The following is a 13757-nucleotide window of genomic DNA, read 5'->3' on the forward strand; positions in this document are numbered from 1 at the left end:
GCGCATGCGCATCCTCCACATCCTGGACCACGGCCTGCCGTTGCAAAGCGGCTACACCTTTCGCACGCGGGCGATCCTGAAGAGCCAGATGCGGCACGGCTGGCACGTGGCCGCCGTCACCGGCCCACGCAACGGCGCGCGCGACGCGGCGGCGGAAACCGTCGATGGCATCGATTTTTTCCGCACCCCGCCCGTTCCCGAGACGATCAGCCCATTTGGCGAGATGCGCGAAATCCGTGCCTTTGCCCGTCGCATCGATGAGGTGGTTGCGGAATTTAAGCCCGACATTCTGCACGCGCATTCGCCGGTGCTGGATGCGGTCGCCGCGCTGCGGGTGGCACGCACGCGCAAGCTGCCTCTCGTGTATGAGATTCGCGCCTTTTGGGAGGATGCCGCGGTTGGCAATGGCACCGGGCGCGAAGGATCGCTGCGCTACCGCGCGACGCGTGCGCTCGAAACCTGGGCGGTGCGGCGCGCCGACGCGGTCGCGGTGATTTGCGAGGGGCTGCGCGGCGATCTGGTCGCGCGCGGCATCGATCCGGCCAAGCTGCTGGTGTCGCCCAATGGCGTCGACATGGCGGTGTTCGGTGATCCGTTGGCCTATGATTCGGCGTTGGCCGAGTCGCTCGGGTTGCGCGATGCCGAAGTGATCGGCTTCATCGGCAGCTTCTATGATTATGAGGGCCTCGACGATCTGATCGCGGCGATGCCGACGCTGGTTGCGGCGCGGCCCAAGGCGCATCTGGTGCTGGTCGGCGGCGGCCCGATGGAGGACGCCTTGCGCGCGCAGGCTGCAGCCTCGCCGGTGGCGACGCAGATCCATTTCATCGGGCGGGTGCCGCATACCGAGGTCGATCGCTATTACAGCCTGATCGACGTGCTGGCCTATCCGCGCAAGCGGATGCGGCTGACCGATCTGGTCACGCCGCTCAAACCGCTGGAGGCGATGGCGCAGCGTCGGTTGGTCGCCGCGTCGGACGTTGGCGGGCATCGCGAGCTGATTCGCCACAACGATACCGGCACGCTGTTCCCGCCCGACGACCCGGTGGCGATGGCGCAGGCGCTGTCGGCGCTGCTCGCGGATCGCGACGGCTGGGAAGGGCGGCGCGAACGCGGCCGCGCCTTTGTCGAGGCGGAGCGCAACTGGGCCGTTAATGTTGCGCGTTATGGCCCTGTTTACCAGAAACTTACCGGTGCGGTGGCATCGTCTGCGTCATGGCCGTGTTCTCCCGTTCCCAACCTCTGATTCTCCCCGTCGCGCCAGCGGTGGCTGGTGTTATCGGGGTGATGACCGCCGCGATGTTCGCGCTGGTGCCGACCGATCTGCTCGAATCGATGGTCGTGGATAGCGGGATCGCCTCGGTCCTGTCCGCAGCCGAGCCGCCGCTTGGGCTTACCGCGCGGTTGGTGTTGGTGCTGCTGTGCGGCGGCGGCATCGGCCTGATAGCATGGTTCGCCCTGTTCCTCGTTTTCGGCGCGCGCACTATGGTGATCCAGCGCTCGCGCGGGGAGCGCGGCAGCGCGCCGGTGTTGCGCCGCGCCGATGCGCATCCCGATGCGCCGGCGCGCCGCCCGTTGTTCGCCAATACCGATCTCGGCACGCCGTTTCTCGATGTGCGCGCGCCCGCCGTCCCCGTCACGGCACCGGCGGCGGTGGAGCCTCCGGTCGAACGACCATTGCCGGTCGATCTTGAAGAACCACTGGCCGCTTATGGTCGGGTCGCGGTGCCTGAAACCCCGCTTGGCGGGTCCTCGACCCCGACGCGGGAGGAATCGGTTACCATCCTTCCCGCCGAACGCCCGCAGACGTTTGATCCCGGTGAACGCTTCGAAACCTTTCCGCTGACGCCGATGGTGCGATCGACCCCGCAGCCCGTGGTGGAAACGCCGGTGCCGCCGGTCGCGCCCGCACGGGCCGATCCATCCGATACGATTCACGCCTTGCTCGACCGGCTGGAGCGGGTGGTGGGACAACGCCCGCCCGTCGCTGCGCCGCCGCCGCAGGAGACGTTGGAGGACACGCTGGCGGTGCTGCGCCGGATGGCGACGGGCGCGCGCTGAGCGGTTATCCCCGGCTTTAATCGCGCCTGCCCCTTGAGTGGCGGCGGCTGGGGTGGGACAAGGGGGCATGGCCACCGCATTCGTATCCCCGACCGAACCCGAAACCGTAACCCTGCCGCAAAATGTCGAGGCCGAAGCCGCGATGCTCGGCGCGATGATGATCGACAACCGCCTGGCGGACGATCTGATCGACCGGCTCCAGCCCGAGCATTTCTTCGAGCCGCTGCATGGCCGCATCTTTTCCGCGATTCGCACGCTGCGCGGCAATGACATGCTGGCGAGTCCCGTCACGCTGCGCCCGATGTTCGAACAGGATGTCGGGATGCGCGAGCTGGGCGGCCCCGCCTATCTGGCACAATTGACCGGGTCGGGTGCCGGACTGCTCGGCGCGCGCGAATTTGCCAAGCAGATCTACGATCTGGCGATGCTGCGTACGCTGGTGACGGTCGGGCGGGGCCTCGTCGAGCGCGCGATGGACACCTCGGAAGAGGTCAACCCACGCGCGCAGATCGAAGCAGCCGAGGAAGAACTGTACAAGGTTGCGGCGGATGGCGGCAGCGACAATCAGATCAAGACCTTCGTCCAGGCCTCCACCATCACCATCAAGATGGCCGAAGTGGCGCTCAATTCGGGCGGGCATATTTCGGGCATCACCACCGGGCTTGAAAGCCTCAACGCCAAGATCGGTGGTATGCACCGCTCCGACTTGATGATTCTCGCCGGGCGTCCGGGCATGGGCAAGACCTCGCTTGCCACCAACATCGCCTATAATGCCGCGCAACGCTGGATGCGCGACATGGCCGACGGGATCGACCCCGAACGCTCGCTCGGGGCCAAGGTCGCGTTTTTCAGCCTGGAAATGTCCGCCGATCAGCTTGCCGGGCGTATTCTGGCGGAGCAATCGGGCATCAATTCCGAAGTGCTGCGTTCGGGTAAGATCAAGCGCGAGGAGTTTCACAAGCTGGCGGCGGCGGCGGCGAGCCTGGAGACGCTGCCCTTGTTCATCGACGATAGCGCCGGGCTTTCGATCGGCGCGCTGCACACGCGTGCGCGGCGGTTGCAGCGCAAGCTCAACAACCAGCTTGGCTTCATCGTGGTCGATTATTTGCAGTTGCTGTCGGGCACCGCCAAGAGTTCGGGCGACGGGCGTGTGCAGGAAATCTCCGAGATCAGCCGGGGCCTCAAGAACATCGCCAAGGATCTGAACGTGCCGGTGATGGCGCTGTCGCAGCTCAGCCGCGCGGTCGAGCAGCGCGAGGACAAACGGCCGATGTTGTCGGATCTGCGCGAATCGGGCTCGATCGAGCAGGACGCCGACATGGTCATGTTCGTGTATCGCGAGGACTATTACCTCAACATGACCCAGCCCGAGATCCCAACCGCAGGCAGCCCCGCCGACGTGCAGGACAAGCATGCGAAATGGTCCGAGCATCTGTCGCGCGTCGACGGCCTGGCGGAGCTAATCGTCGCCAAGCAGCGCCACGGCTCGACCGGCAAAGTGACGCTGAAGTTCGAGCCCAACATCACCAAATTCTCCGATTATGGCGGCTACGCCCCGGATTATTGAACGGACCGCGAGGTCGATTTCCGATATAGTATCGACTTCGCCGGCGAAGGCAGGGGCCCAGGTTGCCGGCGTTGCGGTGGCGGGCGCTGTGCGCGTTACATCCACCATCACGACTGGGCCCCGGCCTTCGCCGGGGTGGTGTGATTGATCCAAGTCTGCAGCCCGACCGCAGCACGCTACGTGCGATCAGGCCGCCATCCTAAAATCCGCAGCGGTCCCAGCCTCCAGCGCCAATTCCAGCGTTGCGCATGGTGCTTCGGCTCCGCGTGCGACGCTGTGAAGCAGCTTCTCGCCGGTCCGGCGGAAACCCAGCTTGGCAAGCACGTTGCCCGATGCGGGATTGTCGAGGAAGTGGCTCGCGCGCAGACGCTTGAGCCCCATTGCATAGCGCGCAATGCCGAGCATCGCGTGACCAGCCTCGGTCGCATAGCCGCGACCGCGTGCGTTTGGGGTCAACCAATAGCCAATCTCATGGTCGCCGTCGCGGAAGATTACCGAGATTCCGCCGACCAGTTCGGGATAGGCACCGTCGTGGGCAAGGATAACGCAGTTTACCTCATCCGCGTCGGGCTGGCGCGAAAGCCATGCTTCGGCATCGGCCTGCGTATAGGGCCAAGGCAGCCGCGAGAGCATGCAGGCGACATCGTAATGCGCGATCGCCTGCGTGAGCGCGGGGGCGTCTTCCGGCCAGCCAGGCCGTAGCGTCAGTCTCGGAGTCCGAGCGAACATTTTTACTCTCCTCGTCGCCGTCGCTTGCCCGTCTCTCATGACGATCAAGCGACAATGGGTGGGGAGGGAGCATGAAAAAAGGGAGACCGGGGCGACCCGTCTCCCTTTTTCGGTAGTCTGAACTACCCGGGTCGCCCTGGTGGGCAACCCGGACGGTCACCCGATGTTATTCAGCGGCAAGCGCCAGCATTTCTACCGAGCAGAATTGGCGACCGAGCTTGCCTTTGTGGAAGGTCACGCGACCTTCGGTGAGTGCGAACAGGGTGTGATCCTTGCCGATACCGACATTGGTGCCCGGGTAAAACTTGGTGCCGCGCTGACGCACGAGAATGTTGCCCGGAATGACGGCTTCGCCACCGAACTTCTTCACGCCAAGGCGACGACCGGCCGAATCACGACCGTTACGCGAGGAACCGCCTGCTTTCTTATGTGCCATCTCGAATTACTCCTTACGCCTGAGCGGCCGGGGCGGCGGATTCGCCACCGATCGCGGTGATGCGCAGAATCGTGTGCTGCTGACGATGGCCGTTCTTGCGGCGATAGTTGTGGCGACGACGCTTCTTGAAGACGATGACCTTGTCGGCCTTCGCCTGCGCGATGATCTCTGCCGAAACCGTGAGGCCTTCGACCGACTTCAGCTCCGAGCCTTCGCCCGCCAGCAGGATATCGCCGAGCGTGATCGACGCCCCGGCCTCGCCCTCGAGCTTCTCGACGACGATCTTGTCTCCGGCGGCAACACGATACTGTTTGCCGCCCGTGCGCACGATTGCGAACATGGGCCTCATCACTTTCAAAAATACCTGTGCCCCACGCACGGCGAGCCGAGCGCGGGAAAGAAGCGCGGACTATGCGACACAGGCCGCGCTGTCAACCGCCGAGGCGCGCCGTATGCGTCGTAAAGTTGTTGCTCAAACGCAATAGTTGGTCCGGAACCGTCCTAATATTGGATGAACTATCCGCTCTGCGTGAACTTTATGTTGCATTGCCAAACGGTCTATGGCGTCATCCGATTCGGAACAGATGAGGCGAACTCGATTCCGGCAATAAAATGTCGCGTTAGAGCGTTCAGCATCACAAGGATTCCACATACATAGATACCGAATGCGGCGTGCTGCATTCGACTAAGATGGTCGTGTCAAATTATCTGCAGGGTTATTTCAATGCCGTGCTGTGCGGCAGGGGGAACTGTGTCCGTCACTCGGTGGCGACGCAAATGAGGTGCGTATTCGAAAGAACATAAAATATTGGGGGCGGATGGACTGAAGGTCACCTGTTTTTTTGGGGGATCTCACAGCCATGTACAAATCTTCGATTTCGCTCTTCGCGCTGGCCGTCGCCAGCGTGGCCGCAATGCCCGCTTTTGCTGACACCAAACCCGATAGCAGCGTTGCGATGTCGGCGGCCCCGGCTCCGGCTGATCCCGCGCCCGATACGAGCGCACCCGAGCAATCCGACATTATCGTCACCGGCACTCGGCGCACGGGCACGACTGCGGCCGAGAGCGCCACGCCGATCAAGGTGCTAAGCTCGGATGAATTGTCGCGAGTCGGCCAACCCAACCTCAACCAGGTGCTGACGCAATTGGTGCCGTCCTTCACGGCGCAGGCCTTTGGCGGCGACACCGCCAATTTGACGCTGTCGGCGCGGTTGCGCGGGCTCAGCCCCAACCACACGCTGGTGCTGATCAACGGCAAACGCCGCCACGGCACTGCAAACCTTGCCGTGCTTGGCGGCCCTTATCAGGGGGCGGCGACTGCCGATCTCGACCTGATTTCGCCCAGTTCGATTTCGCGCATTGAAGTGCTCGAAGATGGGGCCGCCGCGCAATATGGATCGGACGCGATTGCGGGCGTGATCAACATCATCCTGAAAGACGATGCCGAGGGGGGATCGGGCTATGCCACCGCAGGCAAGAATTACGACGTGGGTGGAACGACCTATGCCGGCACCGTGCATCTGGCGACCAAGATCGGCGAGGATGGCTTCATCAACGTAACACTGTTCCACCGTTTCCACGATTTCACGCAAGTGGGCGGGCTTGATCGGCGTGTGACCGATGCGAGCGGCACATTGCTGACCACGGCAACGAGCCCGGCACTCTCCGCAGCACAGCAAGCGCTCTACAAAAACATTCCGGGCTTCCCGTACGTCAATCGCATCAACGGCGATGCCAAGTCCTGGCTGACCAATGTCCAATATAACACCGCTTATGATTTCGGGGACGTCACCGCCTACAGCTTCGGCTCGTTCAGCAAGCGGATCGCCAGCGCGTACGAGAATCTGCGCGTTCCCGATCGCGTGATTGCCTCCCCCGTGCTCGGGGTCGGTGGCAGCCTCACCACGGCAGGCGAGCTGGTTCCCTTCCCGCAAGGCTTCAACCCGCGTGAAGGCATACGCGAGGACGATTACGCCTTTACCGGCGGCGTGAAGGGTGCGGTCGGCGCGGTGAAGTTCGACCTCAGCACGACGTACGGCAAGGACAAGAACCTCATCTACACACTCGATTCGGCGAACCGCTCGCTGTTCATCGACACCCATTTCACGCCGCGCGATTTCTATGACGGCTCGTTCACCTCGTCCGAATTCACCGCCAATGCCGATTTCTCGACCGAATTCGATCTGGGCATGGCGGTGCCGCTGAACGTCGCGTTCGGCGGCGAGTACCGCAAGAACCAATATTCGATCGGTTCGGGCGATCCGGGCTCGATCTACAAGGAGGGCGGGCAGTCCTATCCGGGCTTCCGTCCGTCCGACGCGGGCACGCATAGCCGCGAGAACGAATCGCTGTATCTGGATGTCGCCGCATCCCCGGTCGCGGCGCTGAAGCTCGATGGCGCGGTGCGCTATGAGCATTATTCGGATTTCGGCAGCCAGGTGATCTTCAAGGGAACCGGGCGGTACGATTTCTCGCACGCCTTTGCCCTGCGCGGCACCGTTTCGACCGGCTTCCGCGCGCCGACCCTGGCCGAATCCTATTATTCGGCCACCAACGTCTCGCCGACCTCTGCGTTCGTGCAGCTGCCGGCCAATTCGGCAGCGGCCAAGCTGATCGGCTTCCAGAATCTGAAGCCCGAGAAATCGACCAACTTCAGCGCGGGCGGCGTATTTCGTGCGGGCAAGCTGACGGTCACGCTCGATGCCTATCAAGTGAAGATTCGCGACCGTATTCTTGGCACCGGATCGATCTTCGGCAGCGGCGGGGCGACCAACTTTGCGATCGTCACGCAAGCGATCGTCGCCAATGGCAACGTGCTCGATCCGACGGTGACGCAGACCGGCATCAACATCTTCACCAACGGGGCGAGCACGCGCACCCGCGGGATCGAACTGACGGCAAACGTGCCCTCGGACTTCGGAAGCTGGGGCACGGTCAGCTGGAGCCTGTCGGGCAATTATAACGAGACCAAGATCACCAAGCTCGGTGTGGCTCCGGCGTCGCTTGGCGGTATCCCGCTGTTCGATGCCAGCGCGCGCGCCAACCTCGAAACGGCCTCGCCCAAGTTCAAGGCGATCGCCTCGGCGTTCTGGTCGCTTGGTGCGGTCTCGGCAACGGCGCGTGGTACGCTGTATGGCGAGACATCGACCTATGCCAGCCCCGATGGCGGCACCTATTATCTGCAGAAGGTGCCGACCGCGTTCATCGCCGATCTGGAGGCGACCTATAAGCTGCCGGGGGGCATCGACCTGACCGCGGGGGCGAACAACCTGTTCAACAAGCGTCCGCCGACGGTGGCGCTGGTGCCGGGCACGACCAATACGACCCTGGTCACAGGCGGTAACGTCATCGATGCACCGCTCAGCGCCCCCTACGGCATCAACGGCGGTTATTATTACGCGAAGGTCTCGTTCAAGTTCTGAGCGAACATTCCATTCGAACAAACGGAAAGGGGGCCTGTGCGGCCCCCTTTCTATGTCATCACGCGGTGGCCGCGATCAGTGGCGATGTTCGCGCCGCAGCGGGTATTTGCCGTCCTCATAATCGCCGAACAGGCCGGAGATGGCGGGGTGATCGACGGGCTCGTCGCTGTCATCGGGCACCAGATTCTGCTGGCTGACATAAGCGACGTAGCTCGACTCCATGTTTTCGGCGAGCAGGTGATAGAAAGGCTGGTCCTTGCGCGGGCGCAACTTCTCCGGAATCGCGTCATACCATTCGTCGCTGTTCGCGAAGATCGGATCGATATCGAACACCACGCCACGAAAATCGAACATGCGGTGGCGCACAACGTCGCCGATGGCGAAGCGGGCGTGCGCAATGGGAGGGAGAGTGATCGCGCTGTCGAACGGCAGGGCCGAGATGGTGGTACGGGGCATGACTGTAATTTAGGCGCTCTTGCGCAAGGCACAAGCGATTGCTGTGCTTTTGCTGGTGCGCAAACGCTTGCCTCCGCCCGATCACTGCGTTAGAGGCCCCCGCTCACCGACCGGTGCCGCTTTTTGGATTTCCCATCAGACGGCATCTTATGACCTCGCGGAGAGGTGGCAGAGTGGTCGAATGTACCGCACTCGAAATGCGGCGTGGGTGCAAGCTCACCGTGGGTTCGAATCCCACCCTCTCCGCCATTTCCTTCCTGACTGACTCCCGCTAAAGGGCCCGCATGGCATCGTATAAGGAACCTTCGTTCAAGGATCGCGCAGCGCTCTCGGCTGACGCGAAACAGCGCGCGCTTGAGAAGCTCAAGGCCAAGCCGCCCGTCGATCCGGCTGTCGTCGCCGCGCGCGCCGCCGCGCGCGAAGCGAAGGAAGCCGCCGAGGCGAAGAAGCGCGAAGAGAAGAAGGCTGCGATCGAACAGGCGCGGCTCGAAAAGATCGCCAAGGCCGAAGCCGCCGAACGCGCGATCGAAGAGGCCAAACAGGCCGCAATCCAGGCCGAAATCGACAAGAAAGCGGCGCGAGACGCCCGCTACGCGGCGCGCAAGAGCCGCAAGTAAGGCGCTTTCGGCGCGTTTTTCTCTGGGGGCGCTGTGCAATTGGCAGGTCCACCCGATTACGGGCCGACCCACCCCCAGCCCCTCCCTTCCAGGGAGGGGAGCCAAAACGTCCGCTGCGCCATTCCTCCCCTCCCTGGAAGGGAGGGGTTGGGGGTGGGTTGCTCTACAATAGGCAATCCCGATCACCGGCGGACTGCCTCCCTAAATTTCTCTGCCAGCGAGCGCTACTGCGGCAGCCCGCGCGCCAGTTCCTCCAGCCACACCCGCGCCGTGCCGTCCGAGGGCGCACGCCAGTCGCCGCGGGGGCTCAGCGCGCCGCCGCTCGAAACCTTCGGCCCATTGGGGATCGCCGAGCGCTTGAACTGGCTCGTCGCGAAGAAGCGCACCAGAAACTTCTCCAGCCAGCTCGCAATCGTCGGCAAATCATACGCGACTCGCGCCGATAGCGGCACGTCGCGCGGCCAGCGCCCTGCGCTCGCATCGCGCCAGGCGTGCAGCGCGAGGAAGGCGATCTTGGACGGTGCCATGCCGTGGCGCACGACATAATGCAGGAAGAAATCGTTCAGCGCATACGGGCCGATTCGCGCCTCGGTGCTCTGGATTGCGCCATCGGCACCTGCGGGCACCAGCTCGGGCGAGATTTCGGTCGCGAGAATCGCTTCCAGGATCTGGTCGGTCTCTGGATCATATTGCCGATCGCGGATGCACCAGCGAATCAGGAACTGGATCAGCGTCTTGGGAACGCCGGCATTGACCGCATAATGGCTCATCTGGTCGCCGACGCCGTACGTACACCAGCCGAGCGCCAGCTCTGACAGGTCGCCGGTGCCGACCACCAGCCCGCCGCGCTGATTGGCCAGGCGGAACAGATAATCGGTGCGCAGCCCCGCCTGCACATTCTCGAACGTCACGTCATAAATGGGCTGCCCATCCGCAAACGGATGGCCCATATCGGCGAGCATCTGGCGGGCGGCGGGGCGGATGTCGATCTCGTCGCCATCCACGCCGAGCGCGCGCATCAGCGCCCAGGCGTTGCCCTTGGTGTAGTCGCTGGTGGCAAAGCCCGGCATGGTGAAGGCGAGGATACGGTCGCGCGGCAGGCCCAGCCGGTCCATCGCCTTGGCCGCGACGATCAGCGCATGCGTCGAATCGAGCCCGCCCGACACGCCGATGACGAGTCGCTCGGCATGCGCTGCCTGGAAGCGCTTGAGCACGCCCTCGACCTGGATGTTGAACGCCTCATAGCAATCGGCGTCGAGCTTCTCGGGCGTGTTGGGCACGAACGGGAAGCGGCGCGTGTCGCGCAGCAGCCCCATATCGCCAAAGTCGGGCTTGTGTTCGAAGATCACGCGGCGGAAGCGCTTTTCGGGGTCGTCGGCCAGCCGCGCGGCATCGTTGAAGGTGCCGACGCGCATCCGCTCCTGCTCGATTCGCTCGGCATCGACATCGGCGAGCAACAGGCCCGGCGCACGCCCGAACCGGCTCGATTCGGCGAGCAGCTCGCCCAGCTCATGCACGATCGCCTGGCCGTCCCACGCGAGATCGGTGGTGCTTTCCCCCGGCCCGGCGGCGGAAAAGACATAAGCGCACACCGCGCGCGCCGATTGCGCGGCGCACAGCAATGCGCGCTCACGCGCCTTGCCGACGACGATGTTGGAGGCGGACAGGTTGCAGCAGATCAACGCCCCTGCCAGCGCGCCCATCGTCGAAGGCGGGGTGGGGGCCCAAAAATCCTCGCAAATCTCGGCATGGAAGACGAAATGCTCGAGGTCGCTCGCCGCGAACAGCAGATCGGTGCCGAACGGTGCGGTCTGCCCCGCGACCGTGATGTGGCACGGCGCGGTGATCCCGGCACCCGAGGCGAACCAGCGCTTCTCATAATATTCGCGGTAATTGGGCAGGAACACCTTGGGCACCACGCCCAGAATGCGGCCGCGCGCGATCACCACCGCGCAATTGTACAGCCGCCCGTTGCGCGGCAGCGCTGCGCCGACCACCAGCACCGGGCGCAGCTTGGCGGTCGCCGCCACCACCGCCGCCAGCGCCGCCTCGGTCGCGTGATGCTGCGCGGTCTGCAAATGCAGATCGTCGATTGCGTAGGAAGTGAGGCTGAGCTCTGGGAAGACCAGCAAGTCCGCGCCCTGTTTGTGGCCGTCCTTGGCCAGTGCGATCGTCGCCTCGGCATTGGCGATCGTGTCGCCAACGCTCGCGGTCGGAGTACACGCCCCGACGCGGATCAGCCCGTGGGTGTGGATCGAGTGGAACGGGTGCACCTTCGCCATGCCTGCGACGTAGCGACGTTTGCGCGGCATTGCCACCATGCTAGGGCATGGCCCTGCAACGGAGGCGGGGATGCGGATCGGCCAGCTCAAAATCAAGGCGCAGATCTATTGCGGCGATGAGTTGGCGATGGGGCCGGGCAAGGCCGACCTTCTCGAAGCGATCGACCGCGAGGGATCGATCTCGGGGGGCGGCCGCGCGATGGGGATGAGCTATCGCCGTTCCTGGCTGCTGGTCGACAGCATGAATCGCTGCTGGACCGAGAAATTGGTCGAGACGGTGGCGGGCGGTGGACAGTCGCGCGGGGCCACCCTCACCAAAATGGGCCGCGCGGTGTTAACCGCCTATCGCACGCTCGAGGCGAATCTCGCAGCCAGCGCCGATACTGCGCCGATGGCCGAGTTAGACGCGATGCTGCGCGCCGAGCCGCTGCCGCCGGTCAGGGAAGCGCCGTAACCAGCACCGGCGTCGCGGCTTCCTTGCTGCCCGAGATTTGCAGCACGTAGCGACCCGGACGAAGCTTGAAGTCGACGATCTTGCGGATGCCGCTGCACGCCGGCCCATGCTCGTGCGCGACCGAGGTGAGCGAGGTCCGCGCCCGCACCAAGTCGATCCACGCGCCCGTGCCGAGCGCGACGCGGTAGGTTCCTGCGCGCCGCACCGTAACACCGAGCAACCCGCCCATGCTGCCGGGTGCGGGTGGCTTGCCCGGCGCGAGCCGGTAACGAACGGTGTCGGTCGGGGCGAGCATCACCTCCACGCGCTTGCCGATCGTTACTTTGGTATGCGCCAGCGTGGGCGCGTCGGTGGCGGCGGCGAGGCTGAGGCCGGTCTGCCACGCGACGAGGCTGGCGGGCAGCGGCGCGGCCGGGGTCGGGCAGGGAACCGGCGCATCGGGCGCTGCGGCGATCAACAGGGGGAGGGCCAGCAGCAGGGTCATCGGTTGCATGATCGGATCACCTTCACTGGACTATATCCTACGCTATACGGCGGCGCACTGGCTTGGGCAATTGACGCCGCGCAAAGCTCAACTGACGACGCGGCGATATTCTCCGATTTGCCAGACCAGCAAGGCGGGCACGGCAATGACGACGTCGCGGGCGCGCTTGAGCAGCGACAGCGCCAGCGCGGTCGCGGGTGGCAGGCCGACCAGCGGGCCGATCAGCACATAGGCCGCCTCCTGCACCCCGATCGCGCCGGGAATGGCGAAGGCGACGCTGCGCAGCGTGAAGATCAGCGCCTCGATCATCAGCACTGCCCATAACGGCACGTGGCTGCCCATGAACCACAAGGCGATCCAGGCACCGGCGGCACTCGCCAGCCAGGCGGCGAGGTTGAACAGGAACGCCGCGATGACGCGGCGCGGCTCGCGGTAAATCGCGTCGAGCTGCTCGCGCACCGCCGCCATCGCCGCGACCGAGCCCGGCAGCAAACGCGCGCCGAGCGTCCCGGCGAGCTTCAGCATCGGTCGCTGTGCGAACACGAACAGCAGCATCAGCGCGACCATCGCGCCGACGCCCCCCAGGGCCAGCGGAACGAAGCCCTGCTGGACGGCAGCATGCGTCAGCACCAGCAGCAACACCCCCACCCCGAACAGCGTGAAGATCAACTGCGCGGCCATCTCGGTCGTCAAATCGGCGATCATCGAGGCGTAGATCACCGGCTGCGGCACGCCGAATGCGGCCAGCGTCCGTGCGCCCACGACCAGGCCACCGAGTTGCGAAAAGGGCAAAATATCGGTCGCGGCTTCGCGCGTGGTGCGCGCCCACACGAACAGCCACAAGCGGTCAGCGGATTCACTTGGCGCGACGGCGACCCATGCCATGCCGAGCAAGGCGAGCACGCCGCCCGACCATAGCACGAAGCTTGCCATGCCGATCCAGCCGATCGACGCCATCGCCTCGGCGACTTGCACAAGCCCGACCGTGCCGACTGCGCCTGCAGCGACGATAAGCCCGACGACGGTTGCAACGAGCAGCCCGATCCGGGCGGAGCGGTTCATGATTTCGCCACTGCGATCGGCGTTCGGCTAAGGAACCGCAGCGGATTTGGGCATGCGATGGCGCGAAGGCGCAAAGAGCGCGCGCTCATCGCAAGGCGATCGCCTTCGCTCACGTTGGATCTGGGGCGCTGCGCGCTTGCGGGTCCGACCATCTTCGCGCCTTCGCGCCTTCGCGTGAATCGATCAA

The 13757-nt window shown here is 64.5% G+C and carries 13 protein-coding genes and 1 tRNA gene; 7 read left to right on the forward strand and 7 right to left on the reverse strand.

The genetic code is table 11. The features are described 5' to 3' along the window. Nucleotides 1-4 precede the first annotated feature (4 nt). The 3 genes from ACP7BL_RS12420 to ACP7BL_RS12430 all read left to right on the forward strand — a co-directional run bounded on the left by ACP7BL_RS12420 (nt 5) and on the right by ACP7BL_RS12430 (nt 3628). Entirely contained in the window at nt 5-1246 is a 1242-nt protein-coding gene (locus tag ACP7BL_RS12420; protein WP_426258469.1) for a TIGR04063 family PEP-CTERM/XrtA system glycosyltransferase, read from the forward strand. Between the two features lie 20 nt (nt 1247-1266). Continuing rightward, nucleotides 1267-2061 (forward strand): hypothetical protein, encoded by a 795-nt coding sequence (locus tag ACP7BL_RS12425; protein WP_260591601.1) that lies wholly within the window; start codon nt 1267-1269, stop codon nt 2059-2061. Between the two features lie 67 nt (nt 2062-2128). After that, a complete protein-coding gene (locus tag ACP7BL_RS12430; protein WP_426258470.1) occupies nt 2129-3628 on the forward strand; it encodes a replicative DNA helicase in 1500 nt (499 codons plus the stop codon). A 186-nt stretch (nt 3629-3814) separates the two neighbouring features. On the opposite strand, the gene ACP7BL_RS12435 is transcribed toward ACP7BL_RS12430, so the two are convergent. The 3 genes from ACP7BL_RS12435 to rplU all read right to left on the reverse strand — a co-directional run bounded on the left by ACP7BL_RS12435 (nt 3815) and on the right by rplU (nt 5133). Beyond that, nucleotides 3815-4357 (reverse strand): GNAT family N-acetyltransferase, encoded by a 543-nt coding sequence (locus tag ACP7BL_RS12435; RefSeq protein ID WP_137902659.1) that lies wholly within the window; start codon nt 4355-4357, stop codon nt 3815-3817. Between the two features lie 166 nt (nt 4358-4523). Next, nucleotides 4524-4793, reverse strand: coding sequence for a 50S ribosomal protein L27 (rpmA, locus tag ACP7BL_RS12440; RefSeq protein WP_010407762.1), 270 nt, complete (start codon nt 4791-4793; stop codon nt 4524-4526). Nucleotides 4794-4806: 13 nt separating this feature from the next. After that, nucleotides 4807-5133, reverse strand: coding sequence for a 50S ribosomal protein L21 (gene rplU, locus ACP7BL_RS12445; protein WP_033966002.1), 327 nt, complete (start codon nt 5131-5133; stop codon nt 4807-4809). Nucleotides 5134-5653: 520 nt separating this feature from the next. Here rplU and ACP7BL_RS12450 point away from each other — a divergent pair. Continuing rightward, the gene (locus ACP7BL_RS12450) at nt 5654-8215 is read left to right on the forward strand and encodes a TonB-dependent receptor plug domain-containing protein (protein ID WP_426258471.1); all 2562 of its coding nucleotides are present in this window, start codon (nt 5654-5656) and stop codon (nt 8213-8215) included. Nucleotides 8216-8290: 75 nt separating this feature from the next. Here ACP7BL_RS12450 and hspQ read toward each other — a convergent pair whose 3' ends face one another. Next, nucleotides 8291-8671 carry a heat shock protein HspQ gene (gene hspQ, locus ACP7BL_RS12455; RefSeq protein WP_033966003.1) on the reverse strand — a complete coding sequence of 127 codons (381 nt, stop codon included), beginning with the start codon at nt 8669-8671 and terminating at the stop codon, nt 8291-8293. Nucleotides 8672-8830: 159 nt separating this feature from the next. Here hspQ and ACP7BL_RS12460 point away from each other — a divergent pair. After that, nucleotides 8831-8920: transfer RNA gene (locus tag ACP7BL_RS12460), tRNA-Ser, on the forward strand. Nucleotides 8921-8955: 35 nt separating this feature from the next. Further along, nucleotides 8956-9288, forward strand: a complete 333-nt coding sequence (locus tag ACP7BL_RS12465; RefSeq protein WP_010407771.1) for a DUF6481 family protein — start codon at nt 8956-8958, stop codon at nt 9286-9288. Nucleotides 9289-9512: 224 nt separating this feature from the next. On the opposite strand, the gene ACP7BL_RS12470 is transcribed toward ACP7BL_RS12465, so the two are convergent. Next, nucleotides 9513-11570, reverse strand: a complete 2058-nt coding sequence (locus tag ACP7BL_RS12470) for an NAD(+) synthase (RefSeq protein WP_426258542.1) — start codon at nt 11568-11570, stop codon at nt 9513-9515. A 70-nt stretch (nt 11571-11640) separates the two neighbouring features. Here ACP7BL_RS12470 and ACP7BL_RS12475 point away from each other — a divergent pair, with 70 nt between their 5' ends. Next, nucleotides 11641-12024 carry a winged helix-turn-helix domain-containing protein gene (locus tag ACP7BL_RS12475; protein ID WP_126848753.1) on the forward strand — a complete coding sequence of 128 codons (384 nt, stop codon included), beginning with the start codon at nt 11641-11643 and terminating at the stop codon, nt 12022-12024. Here ACP7BL_RS12475 and ACP7BL_RS12480 read toward each other — a convergent pair. Next, nucleotides 12008-12517, reverse strand: a complete 510-nt coding sequence (locus ACP7BL_RS12480; RefSeq protein ID WP_137902657.1) for a hypothetical protein — start codon at nt 12515-12517, stop codon at nt 12008-12010. The genes ACP7BL_RS12475 and ACP7BL_RS12480 overlap by 17 nt on opposite strands. Before the next feature lie 78 nt (nt 12518-12595). After that, the gene (locus ACP7BL_RS12485) at nt 12596-13570 is read right to left on the reverse strand and encodes a lysylphosphatidylglycerol synthase domain-containing protein (protein WP_426258472.1); all 975 of its coding nucleotides are present in this window, start codon (nt 13568-13570) and stop codon (nt 12596-12598) included. Between the last annotated feature and the right edge of the window lie 187 nt (nt 13571-13757).

Origin of the sequence: Sphingomonas sp. DC1600-2 (assembly GCF_049897605.1) — a bacterium.
Lineage (GTDB): Bacteria > Pseudomonadota > Alphaproteobacteria > Sphingomonadales > Sphingomonadaceae > Sphingomonas.